This is a genomic window from Aeromonas dhakensis, assembly GCF_002285935.1.
GTDB classification, from domain to species: Bacteria; Pseudomonadota; Gammaproteobacteria; order Enterobacterales; family Aeromonadaceae; genus Aeromonas; species Aeromonas dhakensis.
In genome coordinates, this window is record NZ_CP023141.1 from 1,779,896 (window position 1) to 1,798,712 (window position 18,817).

Below are 18,817 nucleotides of genomic sequence, written 5' to 3' on the forward strand. Positions count from 1 at the left end.
CCGCCGGGACGAGGAGAGCTCACCTTGCTGCACGCTGAAACCACCTGGCGCCGGCTCGGGACCCTCTGGATCGGGCTCTGCCTGCTGCTGGCGGCTGTGCTTGCCTGGCAGCTGCCCCACAGCCGCATCAACACCAGCCTGATGGATCTGCTGCCCCACGAGTCCCGCAGCGATCTGGACCCGACCCTGCAGCAGGGTCTGTTGCAGCAGCTCGATCGCCAGCTGGTTTGGCTGCTGAGCCTGCCCGCCGGCCAGGACGGGCGCGCGGCCGCCACCTTCTGGGCAAAGCAGCTCGGCGAGCTGCCTGCCTTGTCCCGCATCAAGGGGTATCAGCCCGAGCTGGCCCCCGCCTGGCAGCGCTATCTGCACGAGCTGGCCTGGCAGCGGCTGGATCCGGCAAGCCGGGCCCGGCTTGCCGGGGGGGCCGAGGGGTGGAGCCAGTGGGTGCTCGGCCAGATCTACTCCCCTTTCGGCGGTGTCTCCCGCGCCGAGTGGCAGAGCGACCCTCTGTTGCTGACCCGGGCCGGGGTGCTGGCCGAGGCCCGCGGCCCCATGCAGCTCAAGGAGGGCTGGCTGGTGAGCCGGGACAAGGCGGGGCGCGACTGGTACATGGTGCGCGCCGAGCTGGATCTCTCCGCCTTCGACATCCAGCGCAACCAGGCGCTGCTGAGCGAACTGGCCGGGGCCGAGCAGCGCCTCGCCGAGGCCTATCCCGGCGCCGAGCTGCTGCGCCGCGGCACCCTCTTCTACAGCCAGCACGCCAGCCAGCTGGCCCAGCAGGACATCTCCACCATAGGGCTGGGCTCCATGGTCGGGGTCATCCTGCTCATCTGGGGTGTGTTTCGCTCCACCCGGGCACTGCTGCTCTCCCTGCTGCCCATCGGCGTAGGGCTGATGTGGGGGCTCGGCGCAGTGCTCATTCTGTTTGGCGAGATCCACGTCTTCACCCTGGTGATCAGCAGCAGCCTCATCGGCATCGCCATCGACTACGCCATCCACTTTCTGTGTGAGCGGCGGCTGCACGGCGACGACGAGACACCGCATCAGACCCGGCTCAAGTTGCTGCCGAGCCTGTCGCTCGCGGTGCTGACCACCCTGATCGGCTATGGCCTGCTCTGGTTCGCCCCCTTCCCCGGCTTGCAGCAACTGGCGGTGTGCGCGCTGGCTGGGCTGTTCAGTGCCTTCATCACGGTGCTTTGCCTGTTTCCGCGCTGGGCCGGCCCGCTGCCGACAAGGCCGCTGCGGGGCCAGCGCTGGTTGCAGGGCTGGCTGCTGGCCTGGCAGCAACGCCCGCTGCTGCGCATCGGTCTGCCGCTCTGCTGCCTGCTGCTGGCTGCCCTCGGCATCAGCCGGTTGCAGGTGGATGACGACATCCGCCGGCTGCAGCCTCTGCCGGTGGCGCTGCAGGGGCAGGAGCAGCGGATCCAGGCCCTCACCGGCCAGCAGGGGGGCATGCAGGGCTTGCTGGTGACGGGAGCGGACGGCGAGCAGGCACTGCAACGGCTGGAGCGGCTTGATGGCCGGCTGGCCGAGCTGCAACAGCGCGGTGCGCTGCAGGCGTTCGTCTCGCTTGCCCGCTGGCTGCCCTCGCTGGCACGCCAGCATGAGGATGCCGCCGCCATCCGGGCCCTGTTGCCCGAGGTGGTGAGCCGGCTCAAGGCGGCCGGCCTGCCGCTGCAGCCGCCCGTGCGCGAGCCCCACTGGCTGACCCCGGCCGCCTGGCTGGCCAGCCCGGTCAGCGAGGGGAGTCGCCTGTTGTGGCACGCCCTGGCGGATGGCCGCGTTGCCATCTGGGTGCCGCTGGTGGGGGTGGCAGACGAAGGAGCCCTGACGGCGCTGGCGGCAGCCGAGTCAGGGGTCTACTGGCAGGATCAGCGCAGCCAGTGGAGCCAGCTGTTCGCCCACTACCGCATCAAGCTGGCGGAGCTGCTGTCGGTGGCCATCGCGCTGGTGGCCCTGCTGCTGTGGTGGCGGATGGGGGCGGCGCGAGCGGCCCGGGTGCTGCTGGTCAACCTGATTGCGCTGGCCATGGGGCTGGCGCTGCTCGCCGCCTGCGACCAGCCGCTCACCCTGTTCGGAGTGCTGGCGCTCAGCCTCATCTTCGGAATCGGCATCGACTACGGCCTCTTCTTTGCCCACAGCGGGAGCGGGGTGGCGCGCCAGAGTTCCACCCTGCTCGCCATCCTGCTGGCCAACCTCACCACCCAGCTGGCCTTCGGTCTGCTAGCGCTGAGTCACACCCCCGCCATCGCGGGCTTTGGTCTGGTGCTGAGCGGCGGTATCTTTACCGCCTTCCTGCTCTCGCCCCTGGTACTGGACCCGGTGCGACCGCAGTTGCCGGGGCCACATGGCCGGGAGCCAACCTCATCATGAAAGCCTTGTTCGTGTTCGTCGTCCTGCTGCTGACCGGTTGCAGCAGCCAGCCGACCCCCACCGCCTATCTCGACAAGGGGACCGTCATGACGCTGCCGGCCCCCGTGCTGGCCGCCCCCTTCTATCGCCAGCAACTGCTGACCGCCAGCGTGGGGGGGAGCAACCACCAGCTGATGACGGTGCTGGAGGCGGACGGCCACCAGCTGACCCTGGTGGGGTTGACCCCGAGCGGGGTACGGCTGTTTCTGGTGCGTTATGACCAGCAGGGCATCGAGACCCGCCAGCTCAGCCCGCTGCTCACCAGCGGCATGCCACCGGTGAGCCAGGTGCTGGCGGACGTGATGCTCTGCTACTGGCCGCTGGCCAGCTGGCAACCGCAACTGCCGCCAGGCTGGACGCTGCGTGACGAGGGGCCGCTGCGCCGACTGCGCGCCCCCGACGGCACTTTGGTGACCGAGATCCGCTACCGCGACGCCGACGGCGTGCGCGAGCCGGTCGGCCTGCAGCAACACGTGTTCAACTACCGCCTGCAACTGGAGACCCTGAGCCAATGAGCTGTTATATCGCCGCCTATGGCCTCGTCTCGGCGCTGGGGACGGGGCGTGATGCCAGCGCCGAGGCGCTGCTGGCCTGGCAGAGAGAGGGCATCAGCCCGCTGGATCGCCACCGGGCGCCGCTGCTGGATGGCCGCCTGACTCCGGTGGGGCGGGTGGAAGGGGAGTTGCCAACCATCCCGGCGGCGCTGGCCCCCTACGCCTCGCGCAACAACCAGTTGCTGCTGGCGGCGCTGGCCCAGATCCGGCCCGCCCTCGATGAGGCGCTGGCCACCTTTGGCAGCGACCGTGTCGGCCTGGTGCTAGGCACCAGTACCGCCGGGATCGGCGAGGCCGAGCAGGCGGTGGCCGCCGCCCGGCGCGGGGAGGCCGTGCCCCCCGAGTTTGACTACCGTCAGCAGGAGCTGGGCTCACCGTCGGAATTTCTGGCCCGCCACCTCGGCCTGACCGGGCCGGCCTGGACGATTTCCACCGCCTGCTCCTCCAGCGCGCGCGCCTTCATCAGCGGCCAGCGGCTGCTGGCGGCCGGACTGGCAGACGCCGTGCTGGTGGGCGGTGCCGACAGTCTGTGCGGGCTCACCCTCAACGGCTTTGACAGCCTGGAGTCCCTCAGCTGTGCGCGCTGCCAGCCCTTTGATGAGGCGCGCCAGGGGATCAACATCGGCGAGGGGGCGGCGCTGTTTCTGTTGAGCAGAGCGCCTGCGCCGCTGGCCCTGCTGGGAGCGGGGGAGTCCTCCGATGCCTGGCACATCTCTGCGCCCCATCCAGAGGGTGTCGGCGCCGAGGCGGCCATGCGCATGGCGCTGGCCCAGGCGGGCCTGACGCCGGCGCAGGTGGGGTACGTCAACCTGCACGGCACCGCTACCCGCCTCAACGACGCCATGGAGAGCCAGGCGGTGCACCGGCTGTTTGGTGCCGAGGTGCCCTGCAGCTCCACCAAGCCGCTCACCGGCCACACCCTGGGGGCGGCGGGGGCCATTGAGGCCGCGCTCGCCTGCCTGTTGCTGGAGCGCGCTCTGCCACTGCCGTCCCAGCGGGTGGCCACAGCGGATCCGGCGCTGACCCCCATCCGGCTGGTGAGCGGCGAGGTGCCATTGGCGGCGCCCCGGGTGCTCTCCAACTCCTTTGCCTTCGGTGGCAACAATGTCAGCCTGCTGTTTGGGAGCGTTCACCATGAATGAGCCAGGTTCACTGCCCGCCATCGAGACCCTGCTGCCCCACCAGGCCCCCATGCTGCTGCTGGACCGGCTCTGCGCGGCGGATGCCCAGCAGGCGCTCTGCGAGACCCGCATCGGTGCCCGCCATGCCCTGCTGCTGGATGGGGAGGGCAACCTGCCCGGCTGGGTCGGCATCGAGCTGATGGCGCAGACCATCGCCGCCTGGGCCGGCATGCAGGGGCGCCTGCGCGGCGAGCCGGTGCGCATCGGCATGCTGCTCGGCAGTCGCAAGTATCGCTGCCTGCGTCCCGTCTTCGCGGCCGGCAGCCTGCTCACCATAGAGGCGTGCTGCCTGTTGCAAGACGGCGGCATGGCCAGTTTTGATTGCCGGATCCTGCTGGCGGGGGAGGAGTGCGCCCAGGCGCGGCTCTCCACCTATCAGCCGAGCCCCGGCGAATTGTCCGATTTGTTAGCCTGAGGAAGCTTCATGATCTCTAGCGTATTGGTCACGGGCGCCAGCAAGGGGATAGGCCGCGCCATCGCCCTCAAGCTGGCGGCCGACGGTTTTTCCATCGTGGTGCACTACCACAGCGATCGGGCCGGCGCCGAAGCCACCCTGGCCAGCCTGCAGTCGGCCGGCGGGCAGGGGCGTCTGCTCCAGTTCGACATCGCCGATCGCGAGGGTTGCCGCGCGCGGCTGGAGGCCGACATGGCCGAGCATGGCGCCTATTACGGCGTGGTCTGCAACGCCGGCATCATCCGTGACGGCGCCTTTCCCGCCCTCACCGACGAGGAGTGGGACGGGGTGCTGCACACCAACCTGGACGGCTTCTACAACCTGCTCAAGCCCTGCATCATGCCGATGATCGGCCTGCGCCGGGGCGGGCGCATCGTGACCATCTCCTCGGTGTCCGGGCTGATGGGCAACCGGGGCCAGGTCAACTACAGCGCCGCCAAGGCGGGCATCATGGGAGCCACCAAGGCGCTGGCCCTCGAGCTTGCCAAGCGCAAGATCACGGTCAACTGCGTGGCCCCCGGCCTCATCGACACCGGCATGGTGGACGAGGAGGTGAAGGCGGAGGCGATGAAGATCATTCCGCTCAAGCGGATGGGGCAGGCCGACGAGGTGGCCGGTCTGGTCTCCTACCTGATGTCCGACATCGCCGGCTATGTCACGCGCCAGGTCATCTCCATCAACGGAGGCATGGTATGAAGCGAGTCGTAGTCACCGGCATGGCCGGGGTGACCGCCTTCGGGCAGGATTGGCCGAGCGTGCGGGCCCGCCTGCAGGCGGGGCGCAATGCCGTGGTGAACATGCCGGAGTGGGCCATCTACGACGGCCTCAACACCCGGCTGGCGGCCCCCATTCCGGACTTCACGCTGCCGGCCCACTATCCGCGCAAGAAGACCCGCGCCATGGGGCGGGTCTCGGCACTGGCCACCGTCGCCACCGAGCTGGCGCTGGCGCGGGCGGGATTGCTGGACAACCCGGTGCTCACCGACGGGCGCACCGGCATCGCCTACGGCTCCTCCACCGGCAGCACGGACCCCATCCGCGCCTTCGGGGTCATGCTCAACGACAAGAGCACCGCCAGCATCACGGCCACCACCTATGTGCAGATGATGCCGCACACGGCGGCGGTCAACACCGGGCTGTTCTTCGGCCTGCGCGGGCGGGTCATTCCCACCTCCAGCGCCTGTACCTCCGGCAGCCAGGGCATCGGCTACGCCTTTGAGGCGATCAAGCACGGCTACCAGACCCTGATGGTGGCTGGCGGGGCGGAGGAGCTCTGCCCGTCGGAGGCCGTGGTATTCGATACCCTGTTTGCCACCAGCCAGATGAACGACAACCCGGAGCTGGCGCCGCGTCCGTTTGACCGACAGCGGGACGGACTGGTGATAGGCGAGGGGGCCGGCACCCTGGTGCTGGAGGAGCTGGAGCATGCGCAGGCGCGCGGTGCCACCATCCTCGCCGAGCTGGTGGGCTTTGCCACCAACTGCGATGCCGCCCACGTGACCCAGCCCCAGCAGGAGACCATGCAGCTCTGCATGGAGATGGCGCTGGCCCAGGCCGGGCTCCAGCCTGAGGATATCGGCTATATCAGCGCCCACGGCACCGCCACCGAGCGCGGCGACATCGCCGAGAGTCACGCCACCGCCGCCATCTTCGGCGACCGCACCCCCATCTCGTCCCTCAAGAGCTACTTCGGCCATACCCTGGGGGCTTGCGGTGCCATCGAGGCCTGGCTGGCGCTGGAGATGATGCAGGAGGGGTGGTTTGCCCCCACCATCAACCTGACCGAGCCGGACCCGGCCTGTGCCCCGCTCGATCACGTGGTGGGCAGCGGTCGCACGCTGGCGGTGGAGTACCTGATGTCCAACAACTTCGCCTTTGGCGGCATCAACACCTCCCTCATCTTCAAACGCTGGTCCTGAGTGTCGGTGCCCTGCCTGGCAGGGCGCCGGTACAGGCTGGGTTTAGCCTTGATGAATTAATATGCCCCCCGTTTTTTTCGGGAGGCATCATGTCTGTGTTATCTGCTTTTTCTTTTTCCGCCAAGCGTCTGCGCGTCATTCAGAGCGTACTGTTATCCACCTTGTTGTGGGCGCTGGCCGCCCCGGCCATGGCCGATGATGAATTTCGGCTGGGCAAGACCATTCTGCTCGGGGTCGGCGATCATCCCGCCATCATTCCCATGCTCGCCTGCCGGCCGACCAAATCCATCATGGTCAAGGCTGGGCGGGAATTAACCCTGGAGCGGGTCAAGGTGTTTTATGGCAATGATCGCAGCAAGACCCTCTATTTCGGCAAGGATCTGAGAGAGGATCAGGAGTCGGAGTGGAAAGCCCTCGGCAGCCGGCTCTGCATCAAGCGGATCGAGGTATACGGCAATTCGGAAGGGAGTCGGGCCGGGGTCAAGGTGTACGGCCGCAAATAAGCAAAGGGCGGGGCAAATCCCCGCCCAGCTTTTATTTCTTCGGGCGAAACGGCTTGATGACGGCCTCGTCGCACTCGAGATAGGGGCCTTCCATCAGATCGATGCAGTAGGGGATGGCGGGGAAGACCGCATCCAGACATTCGCGGATGGACTTGGGCTTGCCCGGCAGGTTGACGATGAGCGAGCTGCCGCGCAGACCGGCGGTCTGGCGCGACAGGATGGCGGTCGGCACGAACTTGAGGGATTCGGCCCGCATCAGCTCGCCAAAGCCCGGCATCATGCGATCGCACACCGCCTCGGTCGCCTCCGGGGTGACGTCCCGCTTGGCCGGCCCGGTGCCACCTGTGGTGACGATGAGGCTGCACTGCTCCTGGTCCGCCAGCCGGATCAGGGTTGCCTCGATCTGCTCCTGCTCGTCGGGGATCACCTCATAAAGGGGTTCCCATTCCGAGGTCAGATAGGCGTTCAGGGTGTCGATGATAGCCTTGCCGGAGAGATCTTCGTAGATGCCCGCACTGGCGCGATCGCTGACGGTGACGATACCGATTCTTGCCTTGCTCATGGTCTGCTCTTGGTTGCCGCTATAAGTGGCAAATAAAATAACATAATCAGCAAGATATGTTAAACCAGCCAGATCGCGGCGCGAAGGCGAGCGTCAAATGGCAAACTATATTGGCCGCTTCCTTTCAATAAGACATAACATCGGCATATTGCCGTGCCAAAAATGTATAAACAAACCCGCCGCAGATATTCAGGAATAATCGCTTGATCCATAACGAATAACCGGGGCGGGGTTTCCATGCGCCGTCATCTTTTGGCGCAGCGGGAGGGGAAAGCCGGCCTCATGGATTGAACCGCAGCGGGGTTCGGCTTATATAACACCTGAAGCGATTGGTGAAAATATGAACCGATTGTTGTTGTTTGAGTATCACCATGCAGCGGCTGGCCGCGGGAGGGCATATGGAGTTGCCTGATTTTGATACCTTGAAACGGCTGGCGGTAGCGGAGCCCGAGCGGCTTGACGAGTTGCTTCAGCAAGAGATAGAAGGTCTGATAGACAGGGTCAGCCCGCAGCAGCAAATGCGCCTGCGCGGCCTGCAATTTCGCATCGACTGTCAGCGCCAGCTGGCCAAGAACAACATGGACAGCTGCATCCGGATTGCCGCCATGATGCACGACTCCTTTTATTCCATGCGCTGTGAAATGGTTCAGCTCAATAATCCTGATTATGTTGAACCGCTACCGGAATATAAAGAGAACAACATCCTCTATTTCAGTGATTATTATCGCAAGAAAAAATAATATTATTCCGGGTGAGTCATTTTGATATATTCCCGCCATTGTTGTGGTTTCCGGGTGAGGCTATCTGACTGGCGTTGAACAGTTTGGCGTGATTTGTAATCTATTTGATGTATTTTTGTGTCGCTTTTTATTTTATTTGAGTTTGTTTATTGGCGTGATATGTGTAGATGAACGGCGCCGATAGTTAGGCTAACATGGCGACACTTTTTTAATTTGCTACGACTCGAAGGGATTATGAGAAGTATCACACCAAGGCGGGTGCTGTCGCGGGAACAGCAGACGGAGATCACCCGGATCATCGTCAAGGTGGGCCAGATGCTGGCCCAGTTCGGCGCCGAGAGTCGCATCATAGAGCAGACCACGGTCCGGCTCGGCATGGCGCTCGGGCTGGAGAGCGTCGAGATGGCCATCTCCTCCAGCGCCATCGTGCTCACCAGCCTCTATCAGGGCAGTTGCGTCACCACCACCCGACGGGTGCGCGAGCACGGCATCAACATGCAGGTGGTGTGCGAGATCCAGCGTATCTGCATCATGGCGGAGAAGGATCTGATCGGCGCGCGGGAAGTGCGTCAGCGCCTGGAGGCCATAGTACCGTTTCACTATCACCCCTGGCTGGTGGTGCCCATGGTGGGGCTCTCCTGCGGTGCCTTCAGTCTGCTGTTTGGCGGTGACTGGCCCATCTTCCTGGTGACCTGCTTCTCGGCTTCGGTCGCCATGCGGGCGCGCCAGCTGATGGCGCGTCATCACCACAGCCCCCTCATCAATTTTGCCACCACCGGCTTTATCGCCACCCTGCTCGCCTCCAGCGCGACCTTCTTCAACTGGGGAGCCCAGCCCTATCTCGCTATGGCGGCCAGCGTACTGCTGCTGGTGCCGGGCTTTCCGCTCATCAATGCGGTCTCCGACATGGTGAAGGGTTACTTCAACATGGGGCTGGCCCGCTGGGGCACGGCGACCCTGCTCACCATCAGCGCGGCGATAGGGATTATTCTCGCCATGTCGGTGACCGGTATCTGGGGGTGGAAGGTATGAAGAGCTTTGACGTTGTATCGACTCTGTTGCTCGGGGCAAACCGGCTATCCATCAGCGCACGGAACCATATCGGCATCATCCTTGCCATCTCGGTGACAGGAAGCTGGGGGAGGGAGCCATGATGGATCTGCTCTGGCTGCTGACCAAGGATGCCTTCTGGTCGGCCATTCCGGCAGTGGGCTTTGCCATGCTGTTCAACGTGCCGCCACGGATGTTGAAGTACTGCGCCATGGGCGGCGCACTGGCTCACAGCCTGCGTACCCTGCTCATTCACCAGGGCATGCCCATCGAGTGGGCCACCCTGGCGGCGGCGACCACGGTCGGTTTTGTCTGCGTCTACTGGTCGCGCCGGCTGCTGGCGCCGCGCCCGGTGTTCAGCGTCGCCTCCATCATCCCCATGATCCCGGGCAGCTACGCCTTCAAGGCGATGATCGCCGTGGTGGAGCTCAATATCTCCGGGGTAACCATGGAGCTTATCCAGAGCGCGGTGGAGAACGGCCTCAAGGCGCTGTTTATCGTGGGGGCTTTGAGTTTCGGTCTAGCGATCCCGTCCCTGGTCGTGTATCGTAACCGCCCCATTATATGAATGGTGAAGTGAGAGGCTGATACCGTGAAGATTTCCATGATTGCCGCCGTGGCCCACGATCGCGTGATCGGCAAGGACAACCAGATGCCATGGCATATGCCGGCGGATCTGGCCCACTTCAAGCGGATCACTCTCGGTAAGCCGGTGTTGATGGGTCGCAAGACCTTTGAATCCATCGGGCGGCCGCTGCCCGGGCGCCGCAATCTGGTGATCAGCCGCAACCCGGATTACCGGGTTGATGGTGTAGAAGTGATTGATTCTGTTAGTTCTGCATTAGAGTTATTAGGTCGTGAAGACTCAGTGGAAGAACTTATGGTTATTGGCGGCGGGCATCTTTTCGAACAGCTGCTACCTAGGGCAGAACGCCTCTATCTGACTCAGATTGAACTTGAAGTTGATGGGGATGCCCATTTTCCTGTGTTGGATCATACCGACTGGGAACTGCTGGAAGAAGAATCTCATCCTGCGGATGAACGTAATGCTTACCCCTACCGCTTCGAGACCTGGCAGCGGCGCTGACGGCTGGCGGATTGCCCCGGTTGATGAAAGGCCCCTTGTGTTGCACAAGGGGCCTTTTTGCTGTCCGGGACAGGGATTGAATGCCCAGATATAGCGATGTGCCATAGTGTGGACACGGCACACCTCAGGCCTCTATTTCACAGTGGAAGTGAGGCAGCGAATGACAACATTATGGTTAGTGTTGTAACTAAATGTGTTGACCCGCTAATGAGAGACATGTTCCCTCCTTTTTCCCTCCCATTATTGCTCTGCTTTTCTCGCGTCACATACCTGTCAATCGTTGATTTTGATGGGATTATATTTATCTGTTCGGTTGGAATGACAGGGTTTCATTACACCTGAGTGCATTTTTATGCCTTAAAATAGTCTTTAAAAATCAATAAATTAAAAATTAATCCTTTTATTGAGACTCTTATGGTTCTTTTGTTTTTGTTGTTAATTGCTTAGGGTTGAAAGTAATTGGCTCACGTTCGACGGTTTGCCAGGCAGCCCGTCGGCCAAGAAAAAAGGACAATATGACAGTCAAACTCGAGGTCAAATCACTCTACAAAATCTTCGGCGATCAGCCGGAAAAAGCGTTCAAATTGCTGGCCAAAGGCCATGACCGCGCCAGCATACTGCAAAAAACCGGGCAGACCCTGGGGGTCCAGGATGTCAATCTGGCCATCGACGAAGGGGAGATCTTCGTGGTGATGGGCCTCTCCGGCTCGGGCAAATCCACCCTGGTGCGTCTCTTCAACCGGCTGATCGAGCCGACCCGCGGCCAGGTGCTGATCGATGGCGAGGACATCGCCGCCATCTCCGACAGCGAGCTGCGTCAGGTGCGGCGCAAGAAGATCAGCATGGTGTTCCAGTCCTTCGCCCTGATGCCGCACCTGAGCGTGCTGGAAAACACCGCCTTCGGGCTGGAGCTGGCCGGGGTGCCACTGGCCGAGCGCCAGCAGAGTGCCCGCCAGGCGCTGCTGCAGGTGGGGTTGGGGCAGTGGATCGATGCCTTCCCCGATGCGCTCTCCGGCGGCATGAAGCAGCGGGTCGGCCTGGCCCGCGCCCTTGCCAACGACCCCGACATCCTGCTGATGGACGAGGCTTTTTCGGCGCTGGATCCGCTGATCCGCACCGAGATGCAGGATGAGCTGCTCAAGCTGCAGGCCAGCCAGCAGCGTACCATCGTCTTCATCTCTCACGATCTGGACGAGGCGATGCGCATCGGCGATCGCATCGCCATCATGCAGGACGGCCAGCTGGTGCAGGTCGGCACCCCGGACGAGATCCTCAACCAGCCCGCCAACGACTATGTGCGTGCCTTCTTTCGCGGGGTGGATCTGGCCCATGTATTCAGCGCCCGCGACGTGGCCAGCCGCAAGCAGATGCCGCTCATCAAGAAGCACACCACCGACGGGCCGGGCAACGCTCTGCGCCAGCTCAAGGAGCAGGAGCGGGAGTTCGGTTACGTGGTGGATCGCCGGCGTCGCTTCCTCGGGGTCGTCTCGGTGGAGTCGCTCGGTCAGGCGGTAAGGGCCAAAGGCAGCCTGGAGCAGGCGCTGCTGGCGGACATCCAGCCCATCCTGGCGGACACCGCCCTCAACGAACTGATCAGTCAGGTGGCGGCCGCCCCCTGTCAGGTGCCCGTGGTCGAGGAGGATGGCACTTATCTGGGCCTCATCTCCAAGGCCAACCTGCTGAACACCCTGGACAGGAGTACCCCGGCATGAAGCTGATGAATTCCCATTTTTTGCTGAGCGGGCTGTTGGCCCTGGTGCTGCTGGCGAGCCCCTCCCTGCGGGCCGATGAGGTGGCGGCCGACCCCTGGGGCGCCACGGCCTCCAGTGCCACCGAGGTGGCCGATCCCTGGAGCGATACCGCCACCGCCGCCACCGACTGGCAGAACCAGATCGAGACGGTGGATACCACAGCCGCCGTCGACTGGCTGGATCCCTTCCAGCAGGCGCTGGTGCCGCTGGACAGCTGGGTCGAGGGTGGCATCGGCTGGCTGGTGGAGAACCTGCGACCGCTGTTCCAGCTGATCCGCGCGCCGGTGGAGCTGACCCTGAACGGCATGACCCATCTGCTGCAGACGGTGCCCTCCACCCTGATGATCGGCCTGCTGACCCTGATCGCCTGGCAACTGGTGAACGGTCGCATGGCGCTGGGGACCCTGGTCTCGCTGGTGATGGTGGGGCTTATCGGCGCCTGGTCCGATGCCATGGTGACCCTGTCGCTGGTACTGACCTCGCTCTTTTTCTGCGTCTTGCTCGGGTTGCCGGCCGGCATCCTGCTGGCGCGGAGCGAGCGACTGTCGCGCTGGACCCGGCCCTTGCTGGATGCCATGCAGACCACCCCGGCGTTCGTCTACCTCATCCCCATCGTGATGCTGTTCGGCATCGGCAACGTGCCCGGGGTGGTGGTGACCGTCATCTTTGCGCTGCCGCCCATGATCCGGCTCACCATGCTGGGGATCCGCCAGGTGCCCTCCGATCTGGTGGAGGCGGCCCACTCGTTCGGTGCCAGCCCCTCCCAGCTGCTGTTCAAGGTACAGCTGCCGCTCGCCATGCCCACCATCATGGCCGGGGTCAACCAGACCCTGATGCTGGCGCTCTCCATGGTGGTGATCGCCTCCATGATCGCGGTAGGGGGCCTCGGCCAGATGGTGCTGCGCGGCATCGGCCGGCTTGACATGGGGCTCGCCTCCATCGGCGGCCTCGGCATAGTGCTGCTGGCCATCGTGCTCGACCGCCTGACCCAGGCGATGGGGCAGCCGGATCGCAACCGGACCGGACGCTGGTATCAGCGCGGCCCCGCCGCCCTGCTGCTGCGCCTGCTCGGTCGCGACAAGCCAATCGATTACAAAGGAGTAAATGCATGAGACTGATCACCAAGACGCTGACCCTGGGCTCCCTGCTGCTGAGCGCCCAACTGCTCGGCCCGTTCGCCATGGCCAGCACCGAGCTGCCGGGGGAGGGCGTGCGCGTTCAGCCCCTGCAGAGCTCCTTGCCGGAGGAGAGCTTTCAGACCCTGCTGGTCAGCAAGCTGATGGCGCGCCTCGGCTATGACGTCCAGCCGGCCCAGGAGGTGGACTACAACGTGGCCTACGCCTCGGTGGCGCAGGGGGATGGCACTTTTCTGGCCTTCAACTGGATACCGCTGCAGAACAACAAATATGAGCAGGCGGGGGGTGACAAGGTGTTCTTCCGTGAGGGGACCTATGTGGCCGGGGCCGCCCAGGGTTATCTCATCGACAAGCAGACCGCGACCCGCTATGGCATCACCAACCTGGGACAGCTCAAGGATCCCAAGCTGGCGGCGCTGTTTGACGGCGATGGCGACGGCAAGGCCGATCTCATCGGTTGCAACCCGGGCTGGGGCTGCGAAGAGGCGATCAACCGCCATCTGGCCGAGTTTGGGCTGACCCCCACCGTCACCCACAAGCAGGGCAACTATGCGGCGCTGATCGCCGATACCCAGGCCCGCTTCAAGAGCGGCAAGCCGGTGCTCTACTACACCTGGACCCCCTACTGGCTCAGCAGCGAGCTGGTGCCCGGCCGGGATGTGGTGTGGCTGCAGGTGCCCGCCGATGGCCCTGATGCGGCCAAGACCCGGCTGCCGAACGGCAAGAACTACGGCTTCCCGGTCAACACCATGCACATCGTCGCCAACAAGCTGTTCGCCGAGGCCAACCCGGCGGCCGCCAAGCTCTTTTCTATCGTCAAGCTGCCACTCAATGACATCAACGTGCAGAACGGCCTGATGAACAAGGGGCAGAACAAGCCGGCGGATGTGGAGCGTCACGCCGATGCCTGGCTCAAGGGCCACGAGGCGCTGGTGAACGACTGGCTGACCCAGGCGCGCGCCGCCGCCAGGTAATGAGGGGCGGTAGCTCGCTCTTTGCGCAAAGAAAAACGCCCGGCAGTTGCCGGGCGTTTTTTATGGGAGCCATGCGGGATAACGTCTGGCTCAGATGCCGGAGCCGTCGCTCTCGCCATTCTCCTCGTGCAGGCCGCACTCGCGCTTGAGGCCGAAGAAGCGGGTCTGCTCCTCGCTCATGCCGGGCTCCCACTTGGCGGTGGTGTGCACGTCGCCCACCGACAGGTAACCCTGCTCCCACAAGGGGTGGTAGGGGAGGTCGAACTCCTTGAAGTAGTAGAAGACGTCCTTGTTGCTCCAGTCGATCACCGGCAGGAACTTGAAGCGACCGCGCTGGATGGCCAGCACAGGCAGCTTGCCCCGGCTGCCCGACTGCTCCCGGCGCAGACCCGAGAACCAGGTGCGGGCGCCCAGCTCGCTCAGGGCGCGATCCATCGGCTCCACCTTGTTGAGCTGGTTGTAGCGGGTGATCCCCTCCACCCCCTGTTCCCACAAGAGGCCGAAGCGGGCCTCCTGCCAGGCCGGGGTGAGCGCGGCCCGGTAGATCTTGAGGTTGAGGGCGAGACGCTCGGTCAGCTCGTCGATGAAGCGGTAGGTCTCGGGGAAGAGATAACCGGTATCGGTCAGCACTACGGGCACGTCGGCCCGCTCCCGGCTCACCAGGTGCAGCATGAGCGCCGCCTGGATGCCGAAACTCGACGACAGCACGTGCTCTCCCGGCAGGTTGGCCAGCGCCCAGCGCACCCGCTCGGGGGCGCTCATGGCGTCCAGCTCCCGGTTGAGGGGAGCCAGCGCCTCGACCTGCTCCTCCCGGCTCAAGGCCAGCAGGGCGTCGAGGTCGAGCCGGCCGTCGGCGGTGCGCGCCAGCCGGGCTGTATCAGTCTGTTCAGGCTGCATAGAAGTCCCTCGCGGAGTCGATGACCGGAGCTATGATCCCGGCGCGAATGACAAAATCGCCGAAGCACTCGCCTGGGTTGCGATCCTTGGCCCAGCGGCCGATCAGGGCGTCCAGCTCGGCCAGGATCTGCGGCTCCGTGATGTTCTCCAGGTGCAGGCGCGGGATGCGGGTCCCCTCCAGGTTGCCACCCAGGTGCAGGTTGTAGCGACCGGGCGCCTTGCCCACCAGGCCCACCTCCGCCAGCATGGCGCGGCCGCAGCCGTTGGGGCAGCCGGTGACGCGGAAGATGATGGCGTCATCCGCCAGACCGTGTTTGGCCAGCAAGCCTTCGATGTCGGTGACGAAGGCCGGCAGCATACGCTCGGCCTCGGCCATCGCCAGCGGGCAGGTGGGCAGGGCCACGCAGGCCATGGACTGCTTGCGCTGCTCGCTCACGCCGTCATCCAGCAGGCCGTACTGGCGCGCCAGCGCTTCGATGCGGGCCTTCTCGCCGGCCGGGACGCCGGCGATGATGAGGTTCTGGTTGGCGGTCAGGCGAAAATCCCCCTGATGCACCTTGGCGATCTCCAGCATGCCGCTCTTGAGGGGCTTGCCCGGGAAGTCCAGCAGGCGGCCGTTCTCGATGAACAGGGTCAGGTGGTGCTTGCCGTCGATCCCCTCCACCCAGCCGAAGCGATCGCCGCGGCTGGTGAACTCGTAGGGGCGAACCGGCCCGAACTGGATACCGGCACGGTTCTCCACCTCGGCCTTGAAGGCCTCGACCCCCACCCGCTCGAGGGTGTACTTAGTCTTGGCGTTCTTGCGGTTGACCCGGTTGCCCCAGTCGCGCTGGGTACTGACCACGGCGGCCGCCACCTCCAGCACGTGGGAGAGCGGCACGAAACCGAAGTCGCTCGCCTTGCGCGGATAAGTGGTGGTGTCACCGTGAGTCATGGCGAGACCGCCGCCCACCAGCACGTTGAAACCCACCAGCTTGCCACCTTCGGCGATGGCCACGAAGTTCAGATCGTTGGCGTGGATGTCCACGTCGTTGTGGGGCGGGATCACCACGGTCGTCTTGAACTTGCGCGGCAGGTAGTTGGAACCCAGGATCGGCTCTTCGTCACCCCCCAGCTTCTCGCCGTCCAGCCAGATCTCCACGTAGGCGCGGGTCTTGGGCAGCAGGTGCTCGGAGATCTTCTTGGCCCACTCGTAGGCCTCCTGGTGCAGCTCGGACTCCACCGGGTTGCTGGTGCAGAGCACGTTGCGGTTCACGTCGCCGGCGGTGGCGATGGAATCGATGCCGGTGCTGTTGAGGGTCTGGTGCATCAGCTTGATGTCGCGCTTCAGTACCCCGTGGAACTGGAAGGTCTGGCGGGTGGTCAGGCGGATACTGCCGTACAGGCTGTGTTCCTCGGCGAACTGGTCGATCACCAGCCACTGGGCCGGGGTGATGATGCCGCCGGGCAGGCGGGCGCGCAGCATGACGTTGTGCAGCGGCTCCAGCTTCTGGGCGGCGCGCTCGGGGCGAATGTCGCGGTCATCCTGCTGATACATGCCGTGAAAGCGGATCAGCTGGAAGTTGTCGCCGTTGAAGCCGCCAGTGAGCGGGTCCTTGAGATCCTGCTCTATGGTGCCGCGCAGAAAGTTGCTCTCGCGTTTCAGACGTTCGTTGTCGGCCAGCGGTCCTTCCACCGGTCCTGGAATAACTTGTTTGCTCATCAATAGACATCCCTTTGATAACGTTTGGCACGACGCAATTCGCTCAGATATTCTTCTGCTTCCTCACGGCTCTTGTGGCCATGTTCGGCAATCACATCCAGCAGGGCTTCCTGCACATCTTTGGCCATATGATTGGCGTCGCCGCACACATAGAAGTGAGCGCCTGCTTCCAGCCACTGGTAGAGCTCGAGCCCCGCCTCGCGCAGGCGATCCTGCACATAAATCTTGTTGGCCTGATCCCGGCTGAAGGCCAGGGAGATCTTCGACAGCAGGCCCGACTTCACATAACGCTGCCACTCCACCTGATAGAGGAAATCCTGGGTAAAGTGGGGGTTGCCGAAGAAGAGCCAGTTCTTGCCGTCGGCCCCTTGCGCTTCCCGCTCCTGCAAGAAGGCCCGGAAGGGGGCGATGCCGGTGCCCGGGCCCACCATGATGACGGGGGTATCGGGGTTAGCAGGCAGGCGGAAGTTGTCGTTGTGCTCCACGAATACCCGCACCTCGGCATCTTCCGGCAGACGGTCCGCCAGATAGGAGGAGGCGGCGCCGCTGCGCACTGTGCCGTCTTCCTGCGGGTAGCGCACGACGCCGACGGTCAGGTGCACCTCTTCCTCCACCTCGCTCTGGCTGGAGGCGATGGAGTAGAGGCGCGGAGTGAGCGGGCGCAGCAGGCCCAGCAGCTGTTCGGCTGTGAGCGCGGTCGGGAAGCGCTTGAGCACATCCACTACCTGGGCGCTGGCCACCAGCGCGTTGACCTGGGCCTTGTCACCGGCCAGATCCTTGAGCGCTGCGTTGTCCGAGATCTCTGCCAAGCCGGTGATAAAGCCGCCGTGCAAGCGGGTCAGCTCCAGCTCGCGGCTGAGCACCTCGCGCAGGCTGCCGCGGGCGGTGGCCTCGTCGCCGGAAAGATGAGCCAGCGCCAAGACCTCACCGACCAGGTCGGCATCGTTGTCAAACCAGATGCCCAGCGCATCCCCCGGCTGGTAGCGGATGCCTGACTCTTCCAGGCTGATCTCGATGTGGCGGATATCCTTGGTCGAGTCGCGGCCGGTGATCTTCTGGTTGACCGAGAGCCTGGCCGGGAAGGGGTTCTCCTTGCTGTACTGGCTGTGGCCGACCGCCTGTTGGACCGCGCTGGCCACGCTGCTGCCGGCAGGGCCGGCAGAGAGGGTGGCGGCGATGGCATTGAGCGCCTGTTCACCCCACGCCTTGGCGGCATCCTGATAATCCACGTCCAGGCTGGCGAGTTCATGCACCCGATCGGCGCCGGCCTTGGTCAGCAGGCTGTCAAAGTCCTTGCCGGTCTGGCAGAAAAATTCATAGGAGCTGTCACCCAGCCCCAGTACGGCGAACTTGAGCCCTTCCAGCTTGCCGACCTTGCCCTTCTTGAGCTGCTCGTACAGATCGACCGCGCTCTCCGGTGGTTCACCCTCCCCGTAAGTGCTTACTACCACCAGCAGGTGGGTCTCTTTCTTGAGCTGCTTGGGTTTGTAGTCCGCCATGGAGGTGAGGGTCACCGGCAGGCCACGGGCTTCGGCCTGCGCCTTGATGGCGCTGGCCACGCCCTTGGCGTTGCCGGTCTGGGAGCCGTAGAGAATGGTCAGGCTGCCGCTGGGGGTGGCGGCTGCTGCCCCGGTCACGGCAGGCTGGCTGCCCGCCTGGGAGAGACCGTAGAGATAACCGCTCACCCAGGCCAGTTGCTGGGTATTGAGGGTCGATAGCGCCTGGCTCAGTTGTCGCTGCTGCTCGTCAGAGAGGGGAGTCAGGTTGGTCAGGGAGTCCTTCAATTGCATCACACACGTCTTCCATGGTCTGATTTTTGGTCAGGTTAAGGGGTGTGATGGATAACAACAAAGAATAAAAATGTCTTTTTTATTCTATTACTGCATTAAAAAGGC

Annotated in this window: 18 protein-coding genes; 14 read left to right on the plus strand and 4 right to left on the minus strand. The window is 64.1% G+C overall.

Annotation, left to right across the window (positions count from 1 at the left end; genetic code table 11):
* Nucleotides 1–24: 24 nt before the first annotated feature.
* The 7 genes from CK627_RS08785 to CK627_RS08815 all read left to right on the plus strand — a co-directional run bounded on the left by CK627_RS08785 (nt 25) and on the right by CK627_RS08815 (nt 7,023).
* On the plus strand, nt 25–2,373 hold the full coding sequence (locus CK627_RS08785; protein WP_095592130.1) for an MMPL family transporter: 2,349 nt from the start codon (nt 25–27) through the stop codon (nt 2,371–2,373).
* Nucleotides 2,370–2,927, plus strand: coding sequence for a DUF3261 domain-containing protein (locus CK627_RS08790; protein ID WP_095592131.1), 558 nt, complete (start codon nt 2,370–2,372; stop codon nt 2,925–2,927). The genes CK627_RS08785 and CK627_RS08790 overlap by 4 nt, the downstream gene beginning before the upstream one ends.
* Nucleotides 2,924–4,108: a beta-ketoacyl-[acyl-carrier-protein] synthase family protein gene (locus CK627_RS08795; RefSeq protein WP_095592132.1), complete on the plus strand. Its 1,185-nt coding sequence runs from the start codon at nt 2,924–2,926 to the stop codon at nt 4,106–4,108. The genes CK627_RS08790 and CK627_RS08795 overlap by 4 nt, the downstream gene beginning before the upstream one ends.
* Nucleotides 4,101–4,562 (plus strand): hotdog family protein, encoded by a 462-nt coding sequence (locus tag CK627_RS08800; protein ID WP_095592133.1) that lies wholly within the window; start codon nt 4,101–4,103, stop codon nt 4,560–4,562. Before CK627_RS08795 ends, CK627_RS08800 begins: the two co-directional genes overlap by 8 nt.
* A 9-nt stretch (nt 4,563–4,571) precedes the next feature.
* Nucleotides 4,572–5,297 (plus strand): 3-ketoacyl-ACP reductase FabG2, encoded by a 726-nt coding sequence (locus tag CK627_RS08805; protein ID WP_095592134.1) that lies wholly within the window; start codon nt 4,572–4,574, stop codon nt 5,295–5,297.
* Nucleotides 5,294–6,520, plus strand: coding sequence for a beta-ketoacyl-ACP synthase (locus tag CK627_RS08810; protein ID WP_095592135.1), 1,227 nt, complete (start codon nt 5,294–5,296; stop codon nt 6,518–6,520). Before CK627_RS08805 ends, CK627_RS08810 begins: the two co-directional genes overlap by 4 nt.
* An 89-nt stretch (nt 6,521–6,609) precedes the next feature.
* Nucleotides 6,610–7,023 carry a DUF2541 family protein gene (locus CK627_RS08815; protein WP_095592136.1) on the plus strand — a complete coding sequence of 138 codons (414 nt, stop codon included), beginning with the start codon at nt 6,610–6,612 and terminating at the stop codon, nt 7,021–7,023.
* A 31-nt stretch (nt 7,024–7,054) separates the two neighbouring features.
* Here CK627_RS08815 and mog read toward each other — a convergent pair whose 3' ends face one another.
* Entirely contained in the window at nt 7,055–7,585 is a 531-nt protein-coding gene (mog, locus tag CK627_RS08820; protein ID WP_010633055.1) for a molybdopterin adenylyltransferase, read from the minus strand.
* 398 nt (nt 7,586–7,983) lie between these two features.
* Here mog and CK627_RS08825 point away from each other — a divergent pair, with 398 nt between their 5' ends.
* The 7 genes from CK627_RS08825 to proX all read left to right on the plus strand — a co-directional run bounded on the left by CK627_RS08825 (nt 7,984) and on the right by proX (nt 14,323).
* The gene (locus CK627_RS08825; RefSeq protein WP_005297955.1) at nt 7,984–8,325 is read left to right on the plus strand and encodes a DUF3135 domain-containing protein; all 342 of its coding nucleotides are present in this window, start codon (nt 7,984–7,986) and stop codon (nt 8,323–8,325) included.
* A gap of 234 nt (nt 8,326–8,559) precedes the next feature.
* Nucleotides 8,560–9,357, plus strand: a complete 798-nt coding sequence (locus CK627_RS08830) for a threonine/serine exporter family protein (RefSeq protein WP_005297956.1) — start codon at nt 8,560–8,562, stop codon at nt 9,355–9,357.
* Nucleotides 9,358–9,475: 118 nt separating this feature from the next.
* Nucleotides 9,476–9,943 carry a threonine/serine exporter family protein gene (locus tag CK627_RS08835; protein ID WP_017784136.1) on the plus strand — a complete coding sequence of 156 codons (468 nt, stop codon included), beginning with the start codon at nt 9,476–9,478 and terminating at the stop codon, nt 9,941–9,943.
* A 24-nt stretch (nt 9,944–9,967) separates the two neighbouring features.
* Complete coding sequence (gene folA, locus CK627_RS08840; RefSeq protein ID WP_017784135.1) at nt 9,968–10,462, plus strand: type 3 dihydrofolate reductase; 495 nt, start codon at nt 9,968–9,970, stop codon at nt 10,460–10,462.
* A 515-nt stretch (nt 10,463–10,977) separates the two neighbouring features.
* Nucleotides 10,978–12,174, plus strand: a complete 1,197-nt coding sequence (proV, locus tag CK627_RS08845) for a glycine betaine/L-proline ABC transporter ATP-binding protein ProV (RefSeq protein ID WP_095592137.1) — start codon at nt 10,978–10,980, stop codon at nt 12,172–12,174.
* Nucleotides 12,171–13,325 carry a glycine betaine/L-proline ABC transporter permease ProW gene (proW, locus tag CK627_RS08850; protein ID WP_095592138.1) on the plus strand — a complete coding sequence of 385 codons (1,155 nt, stop codon included), beginning with the start codon at nt 12,171–12,173 and terminating at the stop codon, nt 13,323–13,325. Before proV ends, proW begins: the two co-directional genes overlap by 4 nt.
* Nucleotides 13,322–14,323 carry a glycine betaine/L-proline ABC transporter substrate-binding protein ProX gene (gene proX / locus CK627_RS08855; protein ID WP_095592139.1) on the plus strand — a complete coding sequence of 334 codons (1,002 nt, stop codon included), beginning with the start codon at nt 13,322–13,324 and terminating at the stop codon, nt 14,321–14,323. Before proW ends, proX begins: the two co-directional genes overlap by 4 nt.
* 90 nt (nt 14,324–14,413) lie before the next feature.
* Here the strand turns inward: proX and CK627_RS08860 are convergent, their stop codons facing one another.
* Genes CK627_RS08860 through CK627_RS08870 form a run of 3 tightly spaced genes read right to left on the minus strand, consistent with a single transcriptional unit; the run spans nt 14,414 to nt 18,712 of the window.
* A complete protein-coding gene (locus CK627_RS08860) occupies nt 14,414–15,220 on the minus strand; it encodes a phosphoadenylyl-sulfate reductase (RefSeq protein ID WP_095592140.1) in 807 nt (268 codons plus the stop codon).
* Nucleotides 15,210–16,922, minus strand: coding sequence for an assimilatory sulfite reductase (NADPH) hemoprotein subunit (gene cysI, locus CK627_RS08865; protein WP_095592141.1), 1,713 nt, complete (start codon nt 16,920–16,922; stop codon nt 15,210–15,212). The genes CK627_RS08860 and cysI overlap by 11 nt, the downstream gene beginning before the upstream one ends.
* Nucleotides 16,922–18,712: an assimilatory sulfite reductase (NADPH) flavoprotein subunit gene (locus CK627_RS08870; RefSeq protein ID WP_167385417.1), complete on the minus strand. Its 1,791-nt coding sequence runs from the start codon at nt 18,710–18,712 to the stop codon at nt 16,922–16,924. The genes cysI and CK627_RS08870 overlap by 1 nt, the downstream gene beginning before the upstream one ends.
* Between the last annotated feature and the right edge of the window lie 105 nt (nt 18,713–18,817).